The 21,137-nt window shown below is 70.1% G+C and carries 15 protein-coding genes; 8 read left to right on the top strand and 7 right to left on the bottom strand.

Going from position 1 to position 21,137, the window contains the following annotated elements; genetic code table 11:
* Window positions 1–293 precede the first annotated feature (293 nt).
* From J4573_RS27975 to J4573_RS27950, 6 genes are all read left to right on the top strand, one after another.
* Window positions 294–1,319, top strand: a complete 1,026-nt coding sequence (locus J4573_RS27975) for an alpha/beta hydrolase (RefSeq protein ID WP_208258835.1) — start codon at window positions 294–296, stop codon at window positions 1,317–1,319.
* Between the two features lie 207 nt (window positions 1,320–1,526).
* Window positions 1,527–3,125 (top strand): ABC transporter ATP-binding protein/permease, encoded by a 1,599-nt coding sequence (locus J4573_RS27970; RefSeq protein WP_208258834.1) that lies wholly within the window; start codon window positions 1,527–1,529, stop codon window positions 3,123–3,125.
* Between the two features lie 65 nt (window positions 3,126–3,190).
* The gene (locus J4573_RS27965) at window positions 3,191–4,588 is read left to right on the top strand and encodes an aminotransferase class V-fold PLP-dependent enzyme (RefSeq protein WP_307796940.1); all 1,398 of its coding nucleotides are present in this window, start codon (window positions 3,191–3,193) and stop codon (window positions 4,586–4,588) included.
* 68 nt (window positions 4,589–4,656) lie between these two features.
* Window positions 4,657–5,784: an inorganic phosphate transporter gene (locus tag J4573_RS27960; RefSeq protein WP_208258833.1), complete on the top strand. Its 1,128-nt coding sequence runs from the start codon at window positions 4,657–4,659 to the stop codon at window positions 5,782–5,784.
* A gap of 11 nt (window positions 5,785–5,795) precedes the next feature.
* Window positions 5,796–6,032: a hypothetical protein gene (locus J4573_RS27955; RefSeq protein ID WP_208258832.1), complete on the top strand. Its 237-nt coding sequence runs from the start codon at window positions 5,796–5,798 to the stop codon at window positions 6,030–6,032.
* 77 nt (window positions 6,033–6,109) lie between these two features.
* A complete protein-coding gene (locus J4573_RS27950) occupies window positions 6,110–7,087 on the top strand; it encodes a LysR family transcriptional regulator (RefSeq protein WP_208258831.1) in 978 nt (325 codons plus the stop codon).
* Window positions 7,088–7,141: 54 nt separating this feature from the next.
* Here J4573_RS27950 and J4573_RS27945 read toward each other — a convergent pair whose 3' ends face one another.
* Complete coding sequence (locus J4573_RS27945) at window positions 7,142–7,900, bottom strand: hypothetical protein (RefSeq protein WP_208258830.1); 759 nt, start codon at window positions 7,898–7,900, stop codon at window positions 7,142–7,144.
* Between the two features lie 41 nt (window positions 7,901–7,941).
* Window positions 7,942–8,520, bottom strand: a complete 579-nt coding sequence (locus J4573_RS27940; protein ID WP_208258829.1) for a papain-like cysteine protease family protein — start codon at window positions 8,518–8,520, stop codon at window positions 7,942–7,944.
* A 639-nt stretch (window positions 8,521–9,159) separates the two neighbouring features.
* Here J4573_RS27940 and J4573_RS27935 point away from each other — a divergent pair.
* Window positions 9,160–10,251 (top strand): alpha/beta fold hydrolase, encoded by a 1,092-nt coding sequence (locus J4573_RS27935; protein ID WP_307796939.1) that lies wholly within the window; start codon window positions 9,160–9,162, stop codon window positions 10,249–10,251.
* A gap of 24 nt (window positions 10,252–10,275) precedes the next feature.
* On the opposite strand, the gene fxsT is transcribed toward J4573_RS27935, so the two are convergent.
* From fxsT to J4573_RS27910, 5 genes are all read right to left on the bottom strand, one after another.
* Window positions 10,276–14,181, bottom strand: a complete 3,906-nt coding sequence (fxsT, locus tag J4573_RS27930; protein ID WP_208258827.1) for an FxSxx-COOH system tetratricopeptide repeat protein — start codon at window positions 14,179–14,181, stop codon at window positions 10,276–10,278.
* Window positions 14,178–15,368: a hypothetical protein gene (locus J4573_RS27925; protein WP_208258826.1), complete on the bottom strand. Its 1,191-nt coding sequence runs from the start codon at window positions 15,366–15,368 to the stop codon at window positions 14,178–14,180. Before J4573_RS27925 ends, fxsT begins: the two co-directional genes overlap by 4 nt.
* Window positions 15,365–16,021, bottom strand: a complete 657-nt coding sequence (locus tag J4573_RS27920) for a TIR-like protein FxsC (RefSeq protein WP_208258825.1) — start codon at window positions 16,019–16,021, stop codon at window positions 15,365–15,367. The genes J4573_RS27925 and J4573_RS27920 overlap by 4 nt, the downstream gene beginning before the upstream one ends.
* A 193-nt stretch (window positions 16,022–16,214) precedes the next feature.
* Entirely contained in the window at window positions 16,215–18,488 is a 2,274-nt protein-coding gene (locus J4573_RS27915) for an FxsB family cyclophane-forming radical SAM/SPASM peptide maturase (RefSeq protein ID WP_208258824.1), read from the bottom strand.
* Window positions 18,489–18,725: 237 nt separating this feature from the next.
* Window positions 18,726–19,616 carry a DUF4231 domain-containing protein gene (locus tag J4573_RS27910; RefSeq protein ID WP_307796946.1) on the bottom strand — a complete coding sequence of 297 codons (891 nt, stop codon included), beginning with the start codon at window positions 19,614–19,616 and terminating at the stop codon, window positions 18,726–18,728.
* Window positions 19,617–20,401: 785 nt separating this feature from the next.
* Between J4573_RS27910 and J4573_RS27905 the strand changes: the two genes are divergently transcribed.
* Entirely contained in the window at window positions 20,402–21,112 is a 711-nt protein-coding gene (locus tag J4573_RS27905; protein ID WP_208258822.1) for an ATP-binding cassette domain-containing protein, read from the top strand.
* Window positions 21,113–21,137: the final 25 nt, after the last annotated feature.

Raw genomic sequence — 21,137 nt, 5'->3', positions numbered from 1 at the left:
GCACACCTTGCGAGCCCACCGGAAGGCCGCCAGAAGGCCAGAAGGCCGCCCCGGGGCCCGCCAGAAGCGCACCAGAGACACAAAATCGGGGCCACGGGGAGTCGTAGCGGGGGTGTCACGGGCCGGATCCGGCCGCGCCGCAATCGGGCCCCGGCCTGCACAAAGGACTCACCTTCCGACAGGCTCCACCCCCTTTATTGTCACTCGCCCCACTTGCCACACCTGTGCACACTTGAGGACAATCTCCCGCAGCCGCGTGGTCATGGGGGCTGCGCACCGGTCCTAGGAGACAGATGACACGCCGGTCCCTCCGGGCGTCGCGATGGCGCGACGCCATCGCCTACGGCTCGGTCGCCGCGACCATCGCCGGCGTCGGAATCGTCGCCACCGGCACGGCCCAGGCCGCCCCCGGAGTCCGTGCGGCCGCCGACGGCGCCCGTATCGCCAAGACCACCCGGCTCGGCGCCCGCGAGGTCGACATCAGCATCGACTCCCCCGCGCTCGGCAAGACCGTGAAGACCCGGATCCTGCTGCCGGCCAACTGGTCGGAGAACAGCACCGCGACGTGGCCGGTGCTGTACGCCTACCACGGCGGCCAGGACGACTACACCTCGTGGACCAAGAACACCGACATCGAGGCGTGGGCCGCCGCCTACAACGTCATCGTCGTCATGCCCGAGGCGTCCAACGGCTCGTACGCCGACTGGTACAACTACGGCAAGGGCGGCACCCCCAAGTGGGAGACCTTCCACACCCAGGAGGTCCGCCAGCTCATCGAGCGCAACTACCACGGCGGCGGTGTGCGCGCGGCGATCGGCAACTCCTCCGGTGGTGAGGGCGCGATGAGCTACGCCGCCCGCCACCCCGGGATGTTCAAGTACGCGGCGTCGCTGAGCGGCATCCTGTCAATGCGTTCGCCCGGCATCCCGGCGATGCTGATGCTGACCAACGCGGGCAACGGGCAGGACCCGTACGCCATCTGGGGCATCCCGCGCTGGGACGACGCCAACTGGATCGCCCACGACCCGGCCTCGCTGGCCGACAAGCTCAAGGGCACCGGCCTCTTCTTCTCCGCCGGCACCACCGGCCGTCCCGGTCCGGGTGACCCGAACGTGGCGCCCTGGGACATCGGCCTGCTGAGCGAGATCGCCGTCGGCGCCAACAACAAGGATTTCCAGGCGGCGCTGGACAAGGCGGGCGTGCCCTACATCGCCCACATCTACGGCGACGGCCGCCACAACTGGCCTGCCTGGATCCGCGAGTCGCAGTTCATCTGGCCGACGCTGATGAAGTCGATCGGCGCGACCAAGAACGCCTAACGCCTGATCAGCGTGAACGCGAGCCTCCTGGGGCGGGTGTGCAGCCGCCCTCCCAGGAGGTTCGCGTTATGTTCTGGAGCCGCCCAGTGCCCTCTGGAGCCGCGCTGTGCCCCCTAAAGCCGCCCTGTGCCCCCTAAAGCCGCCCTGTGCCGCCTGGACGCCAGTGCCCTCTGGACGAGGTGCGCCTAGCCGGGTCATCGTTCCTTCGTGGCTGCTATCGAGGTGCGCAGGGTCGGGCAGCGGGTCGATGGCGGGCGGCGGACGCTGCGCGACGTCTCCCTGACGATCGAGTCGGGACAGCTCGTCGCGATCATCGGCGGCAGCGGGGCGGGCAAGACCACGCTGCTGGACGCCATCGCCGGGGTACGGCCACCGGCCGAGGGCGAGGTCCACTACAACGGCGGCCGGGCGGCGCTGGGCTATGTGCCGCAGGACGACATCGTTCATCTCGAACTGCCGCTGCGCCGCACGTTGCGCTACGCCGCCGCGCTACGCCTCCCCGCCGGTACGACGCCGGAGCAGATCGACCGGGCGGTCGAGGCCGTCATGGAGGCCTTGGCGCTGTCGCCGCGTGCCGGGCAGCGCGTGGGGGCGCTCAGCGGCGGCGAACGCAAGCGGGCCAGCATCGCCGTCGAGCTGCTCACCAGGCCCGGCCTCTTCTTCCTGGACGAGCCCACCTCCGGCCTGGATCCGGCCACGGCCGCGGATCTGATGCGCCTGCTGCGCAGCCTCGCCGAATCGGGAACGACCGTCGTCCTCACCACGCACCACCCCCCGGACGTTGTGATGTGCGATCGCGTGGCCGTGCTGACACCCGAGGGCGCCCTCGCCTTCTACGGGACCCCGGACGAGGCGCGCGAGACGTTCGACGCGGACGGCATCGAGGACATCTACATCCGTCTGGTCGAGGCCGAATCCCACGACTGGTCGGGGCGTTTCGCCGAGTCCCCGGACACCAGGCCGGCACGCGGCGAGGCCGCGAAGAGACCCGGGCCGTTCAAGGAATGGGCGCTGCTGACCCGCCGCAACCTCGATCTCCTCACACGCAACCGCCTGACGCTGGCCATCCTGGTCGGCTCGCCGCTGATGGTCCTGGCGATGTTCGCGGTGCTCTTCCGGCCCGGAGCGTTCTCGCCGTCCTCGCCCAGTCCCGGCGCAACCGTGATGATCCTCTTCTGGATCGCGTTCGGCGGGTTCTTCTTCGGCCTCACCTATGGCCTGCTGCAGATCTGCACCGAGCTGCCCGTTCTGCGGCGTGAACGCCTGACGGGCCTGCGGCTCGGCCCGTACGTGCTGGCCAAGGTCGCCGTGCTGCTGCCGCTGCTCACCCTGGTGGACGCGGCCATGCTCGGCGTGCTGCGCGGTCTGGACCGGCTTCCGCCCATGAGCTGGAGTACGTACTGGCAGCTGCTGGCCACCCTGCTGCTGTGCTCGCTGGCCGCGCTCACGCTGGGTCTGCTGATCTCGGCGGCCGTCACCGACCCGGCCCAGGCGACGATGGCGCTGCCGATGCTGTGCTTCCCGCAGGTCCTCTTCGTCGGAGCGATCCTGCCCGTCCCGGTGATGGCCGCGCCCGGCCGGTGGCTGAGCTACGCGATGTCCAACCGCTGGGCGTTCGAGGGGCTCGGGCACAGCCTCGCCGTCGACCGGCTGTGGGCTACGGGCGCCTCACCTCTCGGCCCCCCGTTGCTGGCCTCCTACGAAGACACATTCTCCAGGGGCGTCGGTGTCGACTGGGCCGTCCTGAGCGGCTTTGCCGTGATGTTCCTCCTGCTCACAGTGCTGATCCTGAGAAGACGTGTCTGAAACGTCCAATAAAGGCCACTGTGCACCCTTGAAACCTGTGTAGCGGATTATGGACCGTTCATAGTGTGGTTGCGGCTTTTCACGCGTCGGGGTACGCGGCCACGCGGAGGCTCGACGACCTCCGCGCCACCGAGTATCCCCACCTTGATGACCAGGTCTATCTCGACTACACCGGCTCCGGAGTGGCCGCGAGATCGCAGCTCCGGGCGCATCACGAACGCCTCCGGGGCGCCCTGTACGGCAACCCGCACTCGGAGAACCCCACCTCCAGCGCGTCCACGCTGCTCGTCGAGCAGACCCGCGCCGAGGTCCTCGCCTTCTTCAACGCCTCCCCCGACGAGTACGCCGTCATCTTCACCCCGAACGCGACCGGTGCCTGCAAGCTGGTCGGAGAGGCCTACCCGTTCCGGCGCGGCACCCGCCTGATCCTGACGGCCGACAACCACAACTCGGTGAACGGCATCCGGGTGTACGCCAGGTCCGGCGGCGCGCGGGTCACCACCATCCCCGTCCGGGAGCCCGACCTGCGCGTTCGGGACGACGACGTCACCGCCGCGCTGGGCCGCCGCGGCGGGCTGCTGGCGTTCCCCGCGCAGAGCAACTTCACCGGCGTGCAGCACCCACTGAGCTGGATCTCGCTCGCGCACGAGCGCGGCTACGACGTCCTGCTCGACGCGGCGGCCTTCGCGCCCGCCAACCGCCTCGACCTGGGCGTTCTGCGCCCCGACTTCGTGCCGGTGAGCTGGTACAAGGTCTTCGGCTTCCCGACCGGCGTGGGCTGCCTGATCGCTCGCCGCGAGGCTCTGGACCGCCTGCGCCGCCCGTGGTTCTCTGGTGGCACGATCCAAGCCGTGAGCGCGATCGGTGGCTGGCATGTGCTGGTGGGTGACGAGACCGCCTTCGAGGACGGCACCCTCAACTTCCTGTCCATCCCCGACGTGGGCGTCGGCATGGCCTGGGTCCGCGGTATCGGCATGGACATGATCCACGACCGCGTGACCTACCTGACCTCGCTCCTGCTCCAACGCCTGGCGTCCCTGAGGCACCGCGACGGCTCACCCCTGATCAGGGTGTACGGGCCGGCCGACGGGCACGGCCGTGGCGGCACGGTCGCGTTCAACGTCCTGGACTCCCGAGGCGGCGTCGTCGACGAGCGCATCGTCGCGCGCGACACCGCCGCCGCCTCGATATCAGTCCGCACCGGCTGTTTCTGCAACCCCGGGGCGGGCGAGGGCGCGTTCCACATCCCGCGCCGTGCGCTGCGCGGCTCCGTCCGGCACGGCATGCGCACGCTGGACGACTACCTTGACCGCCTGGGCCTGCCGAGCGGCGGCGCGATCCGCGCCTCCCTCGGCCTGGTCTCCAACGTCGCCGACGTCGAAGCACTGATCTCCTTCCTCGATGACCGATACGCCGACCGCCACCCCTCCCCGGCAGGGCTGACACCACGAGAACGCTGCTGAACCCGCTCCCGCCGCCTTCCGTCGACTCCGGGATCACGGTCGGGCACCGGCTGAGCGAGGAGATCCCCATGGGGCATTGGACATTCCTCGCCGTGACGGTCGTCATCACGGCCCTGGCCTTCGACTTCACCAATGGCTTCCACGACACCGCCACCGCCATGGCCGCCCCGATCGCCACGGGCGCCCTCTCGCCGAAGATGGCGGTGACCATCTCGGGCGTGCTGAACCTGGTGGGCGCGTTCCTGTCCACCGAGGTCGCCAAGACGATCTCCGGTGGGATCGTCGACGACTCCCTGGTCACCCCGACCATGATCTTCGCGGGCCTGGTGGGCGCCATCACCTGGAACCTGCTGACCTGGCTGGTCGGGCTGCCGTCCAGTTCCTCTCACGCGCTGTTCGGCGGCCTCATCGGCGCCGTCCTCGTCGGTGCGGGCACGGGCGCGGTCAACTTCGACACCGTCGTGGAGAAGATCCTGGTGCCCGCGGTCGCCTCGCCGGTCCTCGCGGGCGTGGTGGCGCTCATCGCGACCTTCCTCGCGTACACGATCACCAGGAGGGGACGCGAGCGCGAGGTCGACCGCGGCTTCCGGCTCGGCCAGGTGGCGTCGGCGTCCCTGCTCTCGCTCGCGCACGGCACCAACGACGCGCAGAAGACCATGGGCGTCATCACGCTCACGCTGATCTCGGTGGGCGTGCTGAAGCCCGGCTCGGGCCCGCCCGTCTGGGTCATCGCCTCCGCCGGCCTGGCGATCGCGCTCGGCACCTACGTGGGCGGCTGGCGCATCATCCGGACCATGGGCAAGGGCCTGACCGACATCCGGTCGCCGCAGGGCTTCGCCGCCGGGACCTCCGCGGCGACCGTCATCCTGGCCTCGAGCCACCTGGGCTTCGCACTGTCCACCACGCACGTGTCCTCGGGCGGGATCCTCGGCGCCGGGCTCGGCCGCCGCCTCGCCGAGGTCCGCTGGAGCATCGCCGGGCGGATGGCGCTGGCGTGGGTCTTCACGCTCCCCGCCGCCGCGCTGGTGGGCGGGGTCTCGGCCGCCGTCGCCAAGCAGGGGACGCCGGGCATCATCGTCATCTGCGCGGTCGCCATCGCGATCGCGGTCGCCGCCTACGCACTGTCGCGCCGCAACCCGGTCGACGCCGCGAACGTCACCACCGCCGAGACCGCCCCCGTTCTCACCGCCGCCTGAAGGGCCACCCCATGCACATCAAGTGGAACTCGCTGGCAGAGGTGTCGGCCGTCAGCCTCGTCGTGGGCGTCGGCATCGTCGTGGTCTTCGCCGTGGGCGTACTCGCGCTGTCGGGCCGCCCGGAAACCGAGACCGGGCGGGCGTCGAACCGCATCACACTGCCCACCGTCGCCGCGGGCCTGTGCTTCCTCGCCTGCGCCCTCATCACCGCGTACGGGATCTACTTGATCGTCCCTCAGTTCCACTAGGGATGGTCGGTTTTTCAGAGTTACAATCTTCGCGGATTGGAGTCCACGGGGCAGAGACTACGGTCAGGAGCTCTCGAGTGGATCTCGGCCCCCATCACCTGCGAATGATCGAGGCGATCGCCGCGACCGGCAGCATCAGCAAGGCCGCCGCGCGCCTCAACCTCACCCAGCCCGCCGTCTCCACGATGCTGCGCCGCGTGGAGGGCCATCTCGGCGTCCAGCTGTTCGTGCGTTCCTCCGAGGGCGTCATGCCGACGCCGGTCGGCGCGGAGGTCGCGACCCGGGCACGGGCGGCACTGGCGTGCATCGACGACCTCAACACCGCGCTGGCGCAGCGGCTGCGCGACCCCGCGACGCTGCCGCTGCTGCGGATCGGCGTTCAGGCGTGCCCGGCGCTGACCCGGCTGAGCGACCATCTGGACACGCTGGCGCCGGACGCGCGGCTGCAGCTGCGCGTCGATCCGGGCGGCGGGCGCATCCCCGCGCTGCTCGCCTCCGGCGCGCTGGACATCGGTCTCTTCCAGGAACCGGTCGGCCACACCCCGCCCGCGCTCGAAGGGCTGGAACGGCTCGTCCTCGTGGAGTGCGAGCCGGTGCTGGTCGGCATGTCCACCACCAGCCCGCTGGCGGCCCGCCCCACCGTCGACCTTGACGAGCTGGCCGACCAGGACTGGCTGGACGACCCGCTCGACGACGGCCCCTGGCCCGCGTACTTCCGCGCGGCGTGCGCCGGAGCCGGGTTCCAGCCGCGCGTGCGCTACTGGTCCACCGACTGGCAGATCTCGTCCTCGCTCGTCCGTTCGGGGCGCGCGATCGGCATCTACCAGCCGACCGCGGCGCCCCGGGACGGCGTCACGTTCCGCCGCATCACCGGCGACCCGCTCGGGCAGCGGCTCGTCCTGGTGTGGCGGCCCGACGTGGAGGCTTCGGCCGGACGGCTCCGCGACATCTTCAACATCGAGTACATGGAGCTCGTCCGCGCCCAGCGGGTCTACGGCGACTGGTGGGACGAGCACCCCGAGGCGCACCCGGCCCTGCCCATCGCGACCTCCTGAGCGAGTGGACGGCGGGTCCCGTCGCAGCGGACGACGGGACCCGCCCGCTCGGGGCTAACTCGGCACGCGCCAGCGCCTGCGCATGGCCACGGCGACACCGGCCGCGCCGACGAGCGCTCCGCCGGTGCCCAGGGCCAGCAGGACGGGCGAGCCCCCATCTGGCCGGCGCCCGTGCACGCCGGTGCTGGGCGAATAGCCTCCGAGCCTCCCGGACTTCGCGTACGGCGAACCCGGAAGCTTGTCGGCGTAACGGGTGTGAACGAGCCGCTGATAGGCGGCCACGGTGACGCCGCCCTTGCCGACCGAGGTGAGCGCGGTGTCGTTGAGGCCGGTCACCCGCCCGTTCGCCAGCCGGTACCAGGCGTGGATCTGCGGCTCGGTGAACACCGTGCCGCCCGCCGCGCGCGAGGGGTAGTACGCCTCGTCGGCACCGGAGATGATGTTCATGACGGTCCAGCTCTTACCGGCCTTGGTCAACCAGACCGACGCGTGCTGGCCCGACGCCGAGTCGGCGCCGACCGCCATGTAGGCGAACGTGGCGACGGGCGCGTTCGCCTCGCTCTTCACGAACGCGGGGTTCAGCGAGTAGACGGGCCGCGCGGTCGCCTCGACCTGTGGCGCCTTGGCCGCCCCTGCGGCCTCGGACACGGCCTGGTCGGTCAGCTTGCCCTGCTGATGCTGGTCGAGGTGCACGAAGAACGACGCCAGCCGCTGCTTCACTTCGGGCTGGGCCGCGACCTTCGCCGCCGCCGTCCCATCCGAAGGAGCCGGAGTCGAGGCCATCGCCGTACCGCCGGCAAAGATCGCGCTCACGCCGAGGCCTGCCGCCGCGAGTCTCGCAGTGGTCCTCATCATCAGCCTCCGATCCGCGAGAGGGCCTGTCCCCACTGGAACTGGCCGTTGCGCACATAGCTGCTGTAGGACATCTCCGAGTACCTGGGGCTGGAGGGCCACGGGTCGCCGTACGCGATCGTCTGGCTCCCTGGCTGGTATCCGTAGATGACCTGCGAGTGGCCTCCGCCGGCCGTCCAGTAGATCCCTGTCTGGATCGGCCTTCGACCGTCGATCTCACCGACGACGCCCTGGTACGACAGCGGCCCGGTCACCTGTCCGGGCGACAGGCCGAGCGCCTGGAAGGCGCGCTGGTCCCATTCGAGCTGACCCGCCTGGTTCGGGCAGTAGCTTCCCTGCGGGTAGCCGCGTGCGAGATTGCAGAAGTCGTTCTGGCTGACGTTGCCCTTACCGAAGAACTTGGCGATCGTGAGCCCGCTGGCGGCCCAGCACCATTGGTTCTGCTGCTGGACCTGCTGCGAGATGGACAGTTCACCCGCCGAGGCCGCCCCGGGCGAGACCACGGCGACGGCACCTGCCGCCAGCGCGATCCCGCACACGAGACGCCGGCGGCGACCGGCCGCTCGGGCATGCGTTCTCATTCGCTTCCGCCTTTTCTCCCGGCCTGCGAGGGGGACCTCTCGGGCAGCGCCGAGCAATTCCCTTCCGGTGCCGGGGGAATTCCGGGCGGGGAGCACCGCCCGAGAGGGGAGGAACGCAATAACAGTCTCATTCACGACAAAAGAGAGGTAATGCCAACAGGTCATAACCAAAGTGAATAGGCCACCCGCCCCAACTCAGCGGCCCGTCCCGCCTCGGCCGTGGCCGGCCGGCGGTCGGCCGTCCGACGGCCGTGTCCCGGCTCGCTCCCGGCTCACCGACGGCCCGGCCTCGGTCCGGACCGCGATCCCCGCCCCGATTGCGGCGGCGTCGAGTGAACGCGAGGCCACAAGCCGCAATCCCTTACCCAGAAGTACCTCTCGCCCACGGCGACGCGGGCCGTCCCCTCCGCCCATGGGGCTCTGCATCAATGCGGTCACGGATTCCCGGGGATTCGGTCATGGCAGACCCACCGGGCGAGAGACTCCGCGGGGGCGATGGGCAAGGGTCGTGGACAGAGGAGGTGAGGTCATCGCGCTGCGGCTGCAACTTTCACCACGCGCCGGGTCAATTCTGGCCGATCATGGCCTACCGGAAAACTGAACCTCAACCCGGTGCGTCGGAATAGACACCCCATCGACATGCGCTGTGCCATCGCGACGTCATCGCGACCAGGCGTTAAGGTAACTTTCGCACCACCCGCAGGGCGGGATCACAAGCAGGCGGGGGCGAGTTCACATCGCGACCCGGCGATGAGAAACTTGTGTTCACGCGGTGGCGTGGCGACGTGCCCAGCGGCGGAGGAGGCCGAATTGGAGCAAGAAGCACGCGCTTCCGATGGGCGCAGGCTGATCGCTGACGTGACGGGACATCCCGACGGCGTCAGCATTTTTCTCCTCCACGGCACGCCGGGCAGCCGGAATGGCCCGAAGCCCCGCTCCATGACGCTCCGGATGCAAGGCATAAAGCTCATCAGTTATGACCGGGCGGGTTATGGCGACTCCGACCGCGATCCCGGGAGAAAGGTCGTCGACGCGGCCGCCGACATCGAGGCGATCGCCGACCAGCTCGGTATCGACCGGTTCTCGGTGGTGGGCCGCTCGGGCGGGGGGCCGCACGCACTGGCGTGCGCGGCCAGGCTCAGCCACCGCGTCGACCGCGTCGCGGCGTTGGTGAGCGTCGCACCCTTCGACGCCAACGACCTCGACTGGTACGGCGGCATGACCGACTCCAACGTCGAGGAGTACAGCCGCGCGGACATCGACGAGGACGCGGTCTACCGCGAACTCTCGCGGCTGGCCGAACGGATCCAGGAGGATCCCGAGGAACTGGTCCGCAAGCTGCGTCCCGAGTTGTCGCGCTACGACGGCCGGATCATCGACGATGTCGCCATGCGCAGAATGCTCGTCGCCACCTACAGCGAGGCGCTGAAGGCCGGTCCGTGGGGCTGGATCGACGATGTGCTGGCGTTTCGCAAGCACTGGGGCTTCGAACTGAGCGAGATCCAGGTGCCGACGCTGCTCTGGCACGGCTTGGACGACCGGTTCTCGCCGCCGCCGCACACGCGCTGGCTCGCCGAACGCATTCCGACCTCGCAGCTCGAACTCGAACCGGCCGGCGGCCATTTCAGCGCGATGGAGGTGCTGCCCGAGGTGCTGAGCTGGCTCTCCGCTCCCGCCGATCAGCACGTCGACTTCTACGCCGGAGACCGGCTGGCCCGGGCCGGCGTCTAGCAGACCACCGACCCGGAGCTTCGATCAGAAGGGCTGCGGGTCGACCGCGCGGACCAGACGGCGGCGGCCGCGCAGGGTGCTCACGTTCGGATGCTCGTCACCGACCAGCGCGGTGAACCGGGCGATGACCTCCTCCCGCTCCTCGATCGCGCCGGTCTCGCCTAGCTCGATGCGGGTGAGCTCCAGGTTCGCCCGGCAGCGCAGTGTGTCGGGGTGATCGGGACCGAGGGTCGCTGCCATCAGCTGCGCCGTCGCCCGCTCCCGTTCGATCGCCTGGTCCTGGCGCCTCAGGTCGGCGAGCAGCACGCCGACGACCATGGAACCGGCCAGGCTGTAGGGGTGGTCGGGGCCGAGGAAGCGGTCCAACTTGGTCGCGGTCTCCTCGACCAGGGCGAGCGCGTCCTCGAAACGGCCCTGCAGGCGCATCGCGCTGGCGAGGTTGACCGTGGACGCCAGGGTGTGGGGATGGGTGTCGCCCAGCCGATCCCGGTAGACGTCCAGGACGGCGCGGATCTCCGCCTCGCCCTCCTCGGTGCGGTCCAGCCCGAGCAGGTTGGCGGCCGTGCTCAGCCGCGCCCCGAGCGTGTCGGGGCTGTCGGCGCCGAACCGGCGCTTCAGCCCGTCCAGCGCCACCTCGAACCGTTCCTGCGCGGCGTCGGGCTGGCCTGCGCTGCGCAGCGCCACGCCCAGCAGCCACTGGGCCCGCAGGGTCGTACGGTCCTCGGGGCCGAGTTCCTTCTGGTCGGTGGCCGTTTCGACGATGTCCTCGGCCTCGCGCACCGCCTCGAAGTAGCTGCCCTTTTCCAGCAGGTCACGCGCCATGTTGGCGGCGGAGTCGATGGTGCGCGGGTGGTTGGGCCCGAGCGTGCTGCGGCGCGCGTCGAGCACCTTGCGGTCGAGTTCGAGGGCGTCGTCGAACGCGCCGTTCAGCCGGAACGAGACGGCCAGGTTGTTGCCCGACAGGAGCGTCCTGGAGTCCTCGTCGCCGAAGATGTCCCGCCAGGCGTCGTAGGTCTCCCTGTCCAGTTCGAGCGCGCTGCGGTAGCGGCCGAGCGCCCGGAGGCTGCCGCCCAGGCCGTTGGCGGTCATCAGCGTGTGCGGGTGGTCGGTGCCGAGCAGCCGTCGCTGTTCCTCCAGCACGGCCTCGTCCAGCAGACGCGACTCCTCGAACTGGCTGAGGTCGCGCAGGATGTTGGAGAGGCTGAACTGGAGCCGCAGGATCTGCCGGTCGAGCGTGGCCCGCTCGCCCGGCTCGGTGATCTGGTCCCGCATCTCCCGCCACGTGGTCTCGGCCTCGCGCGCGATGTCACGGCCGCGTTCCAGGTCACCGCGTTGCCCGAGGTAGCGGACCCGGTCGAGATAGAGCTGCCGGACCGTCTCGTTCTGGGCGTCCATCGCGCCGGACGGCCCCAGGTGCGGCCAGAGCATGCGGTAGCGGGGCCAGGTGTCGGGGTCGTCCACCTCACGGCGAGGGCGCGCCGCGGCCAGGACCTTGTAGATCTCGGTCCTGGCCTTGGTCATGTCCTCCTTGCTCATCCGGTCCTTGACCACGGCCTGCACCAGGCCGTGGATCTGGATCTGCCGAGCGCCGTTGTCGAGCTTGATCAGGGCCAGCTTGTTGATCTGCTGGACCAGCCGCGGCATCACCATCGGCTCCACGAGTGCCGGGTCGACCGGCGTGAGCACCTCGGCCATCGCCGGACTGTAGAGCAGGTCGAGGCTGATCTGCCCCGCGAGCAGCGAGCACAGGTCGAAGAGCCGGGCCGCGGCTGGTGACTGCTCGGCGAGCCGGTCCAGGGACAGCGTCCATGCCTTGATGACCGACTCGGAGTAGTTCTCGTCCTGTCCCAGCGAGAGCGCGACCGACGGCTGCCTCTCCAGCTGGTCGAGGTAGTCGGCGACGCTCACGCCGGTCGAGGCCAGCCACGCACCGGCGGTCGCCACCGCCAGCGGCAGGTCGCCCAGCTTCTTGGCGACCTGGAACGCCTCCTCCTCGGTGATCGACTCCGCCCGGCGGGTCAGGTAGGTGACGCTCTCCTCGCGGGTGAAGACCTCGACGGGCAGGGGTGTGGCGCGCGCCGCCCAGGCCGGGTCGCGCGAGGTGAGCAGCACGTGGCCCTTGCCCTCGGGAAGCCACTTGCTGACGGTCTTGATGTCCTCGGCGTTGTCGAAGACCAGGAGCCAGCGCTTCACCAGCCGGCCCGAGTTCAGGGTCTCGCGGACCAGCGCGGCGATCTCGGTGACGTTGGCGCCGCTCGGTGCGATCGGCTCGAACTCGCGTCCGATCTGGCCGCCCAGGTCGGCGAGGGAGATGTCGACGAACGCGCTCTGGCTCGCGTCGACCCACCAGACGACGTCGTAGTCGTTCTGGAAGCGGTGGACGTATTCGAGCGCGAGCTGGGTCTTGCCGACCCCGCCGAGGCCGTGCAGCGCGACCGTTCGCGGCAGCAGCACGGCCGTTCCCGCCTCGCGCAGCTTGGACCGCAGCTCGCGCAGGTCGCTCTCGCGGCCGGTGAACCGGAAGTTGCGGGCGGGCACGCGCACGATCCTGGGCGGCGCGCCGGGATAGTCCGCTCCCCCGGCGCCCGGCTCGGGCAGCCGCTGAACGCGCAGTTCGAGCATGCGGGCCAGCTTGCCGATGGCCTCCCGCTCGTTCAGGCCGACCAGCGTGGTCTGGCCGCGCAGTCCCGGCTGCTGCGGTACGGAGGGGATGTCGGCGATGTTGACGACGTAGAACTGCTGCCCCACAGGAGGCGCGGTGAACTCCGTGCTGGACACGATCTTCAGGACGCGGGCGGGCGCGTCCTCGGCACGACGCGATGTGTCCTCGCGCTGCGAGTCGATCACCTCCAGGTCGACCCGGCCCAGAATCGTCTTGATCCAGTCGGCCCAGTTCTCGTCGCCCGCCGTGTAGTCGAGGAGCACGCTCCTGATCTCGGCGGGCGCCCGGCGGGTGAACTGCGCCCGGGTCGAGAGCCGCAGCGACTCGTCGATGCGCGGCAGGCCCGGCACGGCGCCGCCGGTGATGTGGCCGGCGAGCTGCTCGAACGAGTACAGCAGCGACTTGGGCGAGCCCGGGGTGTCGGCGAACACCGCCAGCGTCTCTTCGTAGGCGTAAAAGGCCTGGTAGGGCACCTCGACCGAGGACCAGTAGGCGCGTCGCTGTGACTCGGTCATGTCGCTCGGCAGCCCGGAGAAGAGCCTTGCCGCGAACGCGAGCCCGGTGTCGACCCGGTCCTTCTCGGCCTGGTCGATCCGCATCGGCACCGGCAGGATCCGTACGGGCGTCGGCCGCCGCCGTCCCTCGATCGTGCGGGCGACCTGGGCCGCGCCCTCGATGCCCTGGGTGCTGAGCGTGAAGCAGTCGACCAGGACGTCGGGAAGCTGGACGGTGCAGATGCTCGCGACGTCGCTGAGCCCGGTCCGGCTGTCGATGAGGACGTAGTCGTAGTGAGCCTTCATGTCGGCGCGGAGCGCCTCGAAGAACTCCGAGCCGTTCAGCCGCTCGTAGAAGTTCTCCCAGTCCAGCGCACCGACCGTGGCGGCGTAGTCGAGGTTCTGCCGGCCCGGCGACAGGAAGTGCAGCGAGCCGCCTTCGGCGAAGTGGTCCCATTCGAGCGAGAAGGCGTAGCGCTGCACGCGTGCGCTGGCCTCCGGCAGCTTGGTGAGGTCGTTCTTCTCCTCCGCCGCGGCCCACTCGTACTCGCGGATCATCTCGATGATGCCGCTGCTGTCGGCGACGTCGAAGCCCTCGGGCATGAACGGATGGAAGAACCGATGCAGGCCGGGCGACTCCAGATCCCAGTCGGCGACCAGCACGCGATGCCCGTTGGCGGCGAGGATCCAGGCGACGTTGGCCAGCGCCATGGTCCGGCCGGTGCCCCCCTTGAACGAGTAAAAGGTGATGATCTGACCCTCGCGCCCGTTCATCTGTCGTCTTCTCTCTGCGTCGGGGGCCGGTTCAGCCGGGGCATCGAGCCCGGCTTGTCCGGCGCCGGCTGGGGCATGGGGCCATGCCGGAGGTAGAGGCGCTCGGCCTCGGTGACCAGGAACGGCATGAACTCGACGAACTCTTTGAGGGAACCGACGCCGTGGTCGACCCGGGAGGACACGTCCCGTCGCACGGTCTCGGCGAAGCCGAGAATATCGCGCAGGGACCTGCTCGTCAGAGCCTTCCGCGTCGCCTCGGGCGCGCCGACCAGGACCGGGAGCACCCAGGGCGGCCGGTCGCGCAGCGCCTCCTCGACCGTGGCGCGCCGTTCGGGCCGGGCGAGGTGCTCGGCGTCGACGAGCACGACGCCCGGGCTGCCGCTCAGCCCGCCGGTCGCGGGCAGCGCGACGGTGTCGACCACGAAGTCGAAGCGGTTCGCGACGTCCTCGGCGTACTCGGCCAGGGACAGCTCCTGGTCGGGGAACGGCTTCCAGTCCAGGTCGTCGGCGACGACGGTCACGGCGAACTGCCGGCCGGCCGACTCGTCCTGGGACGGCAGCACGATGGAGTCGATGTCCTCGACGCGGGAGGGCCGCAGCCGCCCCGTGTCGCCGATCTCGACGATCCGTTCGGCCAGGCGGTCCACGATCCGGTCGAACACCGACCGGTAGATGTCGAGCCGCAGGAGCGCCTGGAGCCCGTTGTCGGCGTAGTCGGGCTCGGGGCCGGTGACCGCGAGCGCGTCGCGAGCCCAGTCCGAGCCCGCCGTGCCGAGCGGCGGCGTCCACAGCACCGGAACGACCCTGTTGTCGGGGGGAACGCCAGCGTCGTCCATCCGCCGCCGGAACGCCTCCAGCTCGCGCCGGGGCCGCGCCCGGGCGAAGTAGTTCGGCGAGTAGAGGGGGACGAAGACGTCGGCGGCGCCGAGCGCCGTCAGGAGCCGGTCGTTCCAGTCCGCGCTCACCGGAACGGTGAAGTCGGCGAAACCATCACGGCGCCCCGAGCCCGAGCTTGAACCGAGGTCGGGGCCGGGACGGCCCGCGGCGTCGGCTTCGGCACGGCGCTGAACGGCGTCCCGCAGGTCCTCGAAGAAGAGCCGGACCCAGCGGTCGAGCTGGTCGGGCCGCTCGCCGGTGAGCGGCGTCGAGTGCGCGTAGCTGAGGAAGAAGCTGTAACCGCCGGTCACGGCGCCTCCTGGAAGGCATCGCGAAGATCTTCGCGCTTCAGGACTCGTGGTTCGACGACGTGGGAATCGAGGAAGAGCGCGATCTTCTGGGCGAGCCGCCAGACCACGGCTCCGTAAGCGTCGCGCCTTCCGGTCTGGTAGAGCCCGAGGAGACCGTCGTGGCGGTAGTGACCGAGGATGTCCTGCGGGAGGTTGTCGGGGTTGAACCGCTGCACGTCGCGGATCGCCTTCGGCAGTTCCTCGGTTCGCTGCCAGGGCGCCCAGATCACCGGCATGAAGGCGGTCCGGTTCGCCGTGTCCTCCCCCGACTGGAGCCTGACCTGGCGCCGGGCGAACGCGTACCACTCCATCCCGCACCATTCGCTGGTCACGTACGGGGGATTGATCAGAGCGACGAAGACCTGGCAGGTGCCGATGGCCTGGAGCAGTTCGTTGGTCCATTCCCCGCCGGGATTCAGAAGACCGTCCATGAACCCGGGGTCTTCCGCGCCGACCGTGCGGGGAACCAGCTGCGAGAGGTTGTAGGAGAGCAACTCGAAGAAGTCGCGGACGTTCTGGTCCGCGTCGTACGACCAAGATCCACCGGTGGGCGAGTGGGAGTAGCTGACGAAGAACAGATGCCCGTTGCCGTTCACCTCCTGACGCACCCCCATATCGCAGTGATGATGGCGTTCATGGTAACGAGACGCATACCGGGAATCACAGAGGTCTATCTCGCCGACTCCTGATGCTTTCAGCGTGATTCCGTGTTTTCCGATGTCTGTGTCAGGCGACGCAATCCCCGCAAACTTTTCGGCGGCCGACCCGTCATTACGCGACGAAACGATCGTGACGTACGCCCGCCGTTCACCAGTGGTCCATGGCGGCTGCCAGCCCGGCGACGAAGGTCTCGCCCGCGCCGGTCATCTCATTCGAGGCTGACAGCTCGCGCAGTCCCTTGGCCACCCAATCGCGATAACGACAGAACTTGGCTTCCGCCTCCGGACCGGGGCGCGCCCGCCAAAGCTCCGCGACTCCGAAAAAGGCGTACGTGCCGTGCAAAGCCCCCTCCACCGGGCGTGGATCCGGCCGCCACGGGACCTCCATCAACGCACTCCCCTGCGGAACGCACAGTGCGTGCACGTCCATCAGCAGGTTCAGCTTCACATGCTGGAATTCGTGCACCAGCAACTCGGCGAGCACATCCGCGTCGGCCGGGGCGAGGGCGACCGCGCCGAACGCGCGCCGCGCCGTGCTGCTGAGCCGGCGGCTCCGCCCGCTCGGGCGGAGCGGGACGACCGTGCCCAGCTCCCGCGTGATGAGCCCGGCGTAGGCGGGCAGCTCGCGGTGCAGCAGCGCCATCGCCTCGGCGAGGCTGCGCTGCCAGTCGTCCAGCTCGGGCGCGGTCTGCCGTCCGGCGATCGGATGGTCGTGGCAGTCGCGGAACGGGTCGAGATCCTCGATCGCCACGTCCAGCAGCGGCGAGGTCGCGCGGCGCACGGGATGCCAGGCGCCGCCGCGGGCACTGACGCCCGTCTCGCCGATCCGGACCACGTGCGTTCCGTCGCGGGCGGCGGTCACCTGCAGCGCGCCGACGGTCGGTACGTGCAGCCAGCCCTCGCGTGCGCGGATCGGGAGCTCGGCGGCGACGCCGGCGCGTGCCGCCGCCGCTGCGGCGAGCCCGCCGAGGTGGGAGCGATCGAGCCTGCGGTCGGCGCCGGACGGGGGCCGCAGGCAGCGCACGGCCCACTCCTGCACGTACGGTGCCGCGAGAAGTTCGCGGACGACGTCGGGCCGTTCGCGATCCAGGGCGCACAGCAGCGCCCAGCCCTCCGCCGCCTCCTCGTCGGTGTGGTCGAGTTCCTTGGCGACCTCGGCGGCGAGCGCCATCCCGATCGACAGCTGGGGGTCGCGCAGTCCGGTGAGTACCTCGGCGGTGCCCGGTCCAGACGCCAGCGCACCCACGGCATCGCCCGGAAGAGCGTGACGTGGGCCCTCGACGGAGGCGGCGACGTGCTGGACCAGTTCCTTGAGGTCGGCGCAGTACACGCTCGGATTGTCGAAACCCGAGCCGCTCTTGTAGCGGTGGCTGTAGAGCCCTCCCCCGCAGATCGACACGACCTCGCACGCCCTGCACGTCGCCGACAGCCCGGCGATGCCGACGCGGCGGCTCTGGACTCCGGAGTGCCCGGCCGCCATGTCGACGCTGTGGTCGACGACGTTCATCCCGGTCTGCGGAGCGCCGTCGTAGGCCGTCTTCAGCGAGTCCGTCTGCTCCCAGGAGCCGTCGGTGTCGATCACCAGCAGACCGACCTCGCCGACGCCGATCGCCTCGCTCCAGCTCGGTCCGCCGCCCGCCGCGCTGCGGATCGAGTCGAACAGCCGCAGCGGCGGCCGCCGGCCGTCGGCGACCCAGCGGTCGTGGATCCGGCCGAGCCAGGCCGCGTACGGCGCCGCGACGCCGTCCGGACGTACCGGAGGGTCGTCCCAGGTGGCGTGCGGGAGGATCAGGTCGACGTGCGGTGGGCGCTCGGCGACCAGCGCCTCGTACACGGCGATCGGATCGTTCCGAAGATCGACGGTGCACAGGATGCCGGAGTAGATGCTCGGGTGCTCGCGGAGCAGGGCGAGGGCGCTGCGCACCTCGGGATGGCTGGTACGGCCGTCCTTGTAGCGGCGGTGGAGGTCGTTGGCAGATCTGTCGCCGTCGAGCGACACCCCGACCTTGACCCCGTACTCCTCGAACAGCTCGCAGTGCCGTTCGTCCAGGAGGACCCCGTTGGTGTGAACGCCGAGCTCGAGCCTGGCCACCGGCTCGATGACGGTGCGCAGGGTCCGCAGGACGGCGCGCAGCCCCTCGTGCCCGATCAGCAGCGGCTCGCCACCGTGCAGCACGACCGTGACCCGGTCCAGGCCTCGCGCGGCGGCATGCTCGGCCATGCGCCAGGCTGCCCGGCTCGCGGTCTCGGGACTGATCGCGGCCGGCTTGCTCCGCCAGCTCTGGTCGGCGTGCTCGTAGACATAGCAGTGATCGCACGCCAGGTTGCAGCGACCATGAACCTTGAGGACGTACTCACCGACCGCCGGCGCCAGGTCAGATGTAGGACTGGAAGGACCTGGTCCGCTCATACGGGGGGTCATCCGGTTCTCCCAGGACCGCCAGCACGGTCACGCTGCCGCGGTCGTCTCGCGTGAGGTCGCGCAGCGAGGCGGTCCTCAGATCAGGGATGCGCGATGACGCCCCATCGACACCGTTGGAGTCCGGTGCAGAACGGGCCCCGTGACGCACAGACATTTCAAATCTCCGTTCACGATTCGCCCGGGCGAAGCCGTATAGGTCCTTTGCAGCAAGATTAATTCATGCGCAACTGATTGTCATCAGCCAGCCCTTGCCCGCCACATTGTGTGTTCGCGCGAGATGGCGTACTCCGCGCGCTCACAGAAGTCGCCCCAGGTCACCTGGTCATAGCCGGGCCTACCCGAGTTTTCATGGATGACCAGGAGCTCACGGAGCGCGAGACGGTAGGCGGCGGCGTTCTGCATGTATTGGCGCAGCTGCGTCCACGCGGCGATCGAGGCGAGGCCCGCCGCGGCCAGTCCGAGCGCGTCCAGGTCCGACCATCCGGCCGCCCTCGCCGTGGCGCCCGCGACGCCACAGCAGCCCAGCACGATGGTGGCCAGCCGCCAGCGCCAGGAGCTGTGGTCCGCGGCGGCCGCCTTGTCCTGGTACCAGCGGATCTGATCGGCCAGCCGGTGGGTGCGGTAGACCGCCCGCTTGTCGGGGACCTCGGCGTTCCGGAGGCTGCGCATCATCGGGCTGATCGCCCGATCCGGCGCGAGCAGCCACCCGCCGCGCACGCCGTCCGCGGACCCGGCGCCGTGGATCATGGGCCGGATCTCGCCGAGCCGCTCGATGAACAGGGCGTCGGCCGTCGAGTCGTCCTCGAACGGCTCGGCCCGCATGACGTACTTCCAGGTGAGCGTCTTGGTCGACTCGGCCGCCGCCCGGCCGTCGAACCAGCGGCGGTGGGCCCGGCCGGCGTTCAGCATCGCGCCGCCGACCGCGGCGACCGCGAACCACAGGGCGGCCATGGCGTCCGCCCATGCGTGCCAGGCAGGGCCGTCCTGCCCGCCGAACAACGCGAAGATCCCCGAGGCCAGCCCGGCGAGGATGAGCACGAGGTTCAGCTGCACGACCCTGCGCTGGCCTCGGCGTGAGATTCGAGAAGCGGCCCGGTACAGCTCCGGAAGCCCATCGCGGGTCAGCACGAGCACATCCGTCCCCTTTCGGCCCCGCTTTGATTGTCGGCATCTTGTCCGGGGTGCGGCAAGGGGCGGGTGAGACGCAGTGGCGGGCGGCCACAAGATGTGCCAAGAAATCGACTGGGTTGATGTTTAAAGCATGTCTCTGGCCCTTATCGCCCCGTCCCTATTTACCGTTCCGCTTCTGCATTCAGGTCGATAGCTTGAAGACGATTCGTCAAGTTCTGACGGGAAGTGGGAGCCGAACCAATGGCAATGGAGCGTGTTCGACGCGCCGGGATAGTCTCCGTGGGTTCGGCGATCGTCGTGATCTCGGGTCAGTCCCCCGCGGCGGCGCACTGTGCGGCCAACGGTCTGCTCTCGGCGCTCACGGCACCGCTCTGCATGGCGGCCGGCGGTCACACCCCGACGCCGAGCGCTTCTCCGTCTGAGCATCAGACCGTTCACCACAGCCCCCATTACGCGCACAAGCCCAAGCCGAGACCGCGCAGGCATCGGCATCACCGGCCGCGGGTCGTCGCTCAGCCGTTCGGGCTGCCGGCGCGGCCCGAGCCGATCGAGATTCCGCCCGAGCCGAAGGCGCCGCCGAAGCCGGCGCGGGTTCTGCCGCCGTTGCCGGATGTCGCACGGCCTCAGGCCCCGTCTGCTCCGCCGGTCACGCGGCTGGTCGCGGGTTCGGATCCGGCCGGGGAGCCCGGCACGGGTGCGGTCGCGCTCGCGGCGGCGCTCGGCGGGCTCGCCTGCGGGGTGTCGGGCTGCTGTGGATTCTTCGCCCTCAGGAGGCGACTGTCATGACCCCCCTCATCGAATCCCAGGATCTGCTCCCTGCTCGAACCAGTCCCGAGCCCTCAGGCGTCGCCGTCGAGGCGGACGGGCTCACGCTGCGCGGCTCGCTCGGCTGGGTCTATCGCGATGTGAGTCTCGTTGCGGCTCCGGGTCGCCTGACCGCGCTGGCGGGACCGGCGGGGTCCGGGCGGACCTGCCTGCTGCTCACGCTGACCGGTCGTATGAAGCCGACCGGAGGTGAGGCGCGGGTGGGTGACCACCGGCTCCCGCGCCAGGCGCACGCGGTTCAGCGGATCTCCGCGATCAGCTCCCCGGAGGGCCTCAACCCGCCGGAGCCGGCGCTGACCGTACGGCAGCAGCTGAACGAGTTCCTCCACCTGCACGCGGGCGTCTCATGGGTGCGGCGGTCGCGGCGCGGCGAAGCCATGGGGATCGCGCTGGAACGGGTCGGGCTGGAGCTGCCTTTGGATCGGCACGTCTCGGAGCTCGACGCCGTCGATCAGCAGCTCCTCGGTATCGCGCTCGCGCTGATGGGCGAGCCCTCGCTGCTCGCCGTCGATGACGTGGGCGCTCGGCTGCCGCCCGCGCGGCAGCGGGTGGTCTGGGAGCGGCTGCGGGAGGTGGCCGACTCGGGGGTCACGGTGATCGCCACATGCGTCGATCCCGATCCGGCCACTGATCTGGCCGATCTCGTACGGCTTCCGGCCGCCGGCTGAGCGCTCGTCTTCGGGAAGGAAGTGA

Origin of the sequence: Actinomadura barringtoniae, assembly GCF_017573505.1 — a bacterium.
GTDB classification, from domain to species: Bacteria; Actinomycetota; Actinomycetes; order Streptosporangiales; family Streptosporangiaceae; genus Spirillospora; species Spirillospora barringtoniae.
The sequence above is the reverse complement of the archived record's forward strand: the minus strand, read 5'-3'. Positions and strand labels throughout refer to the sequence as shown.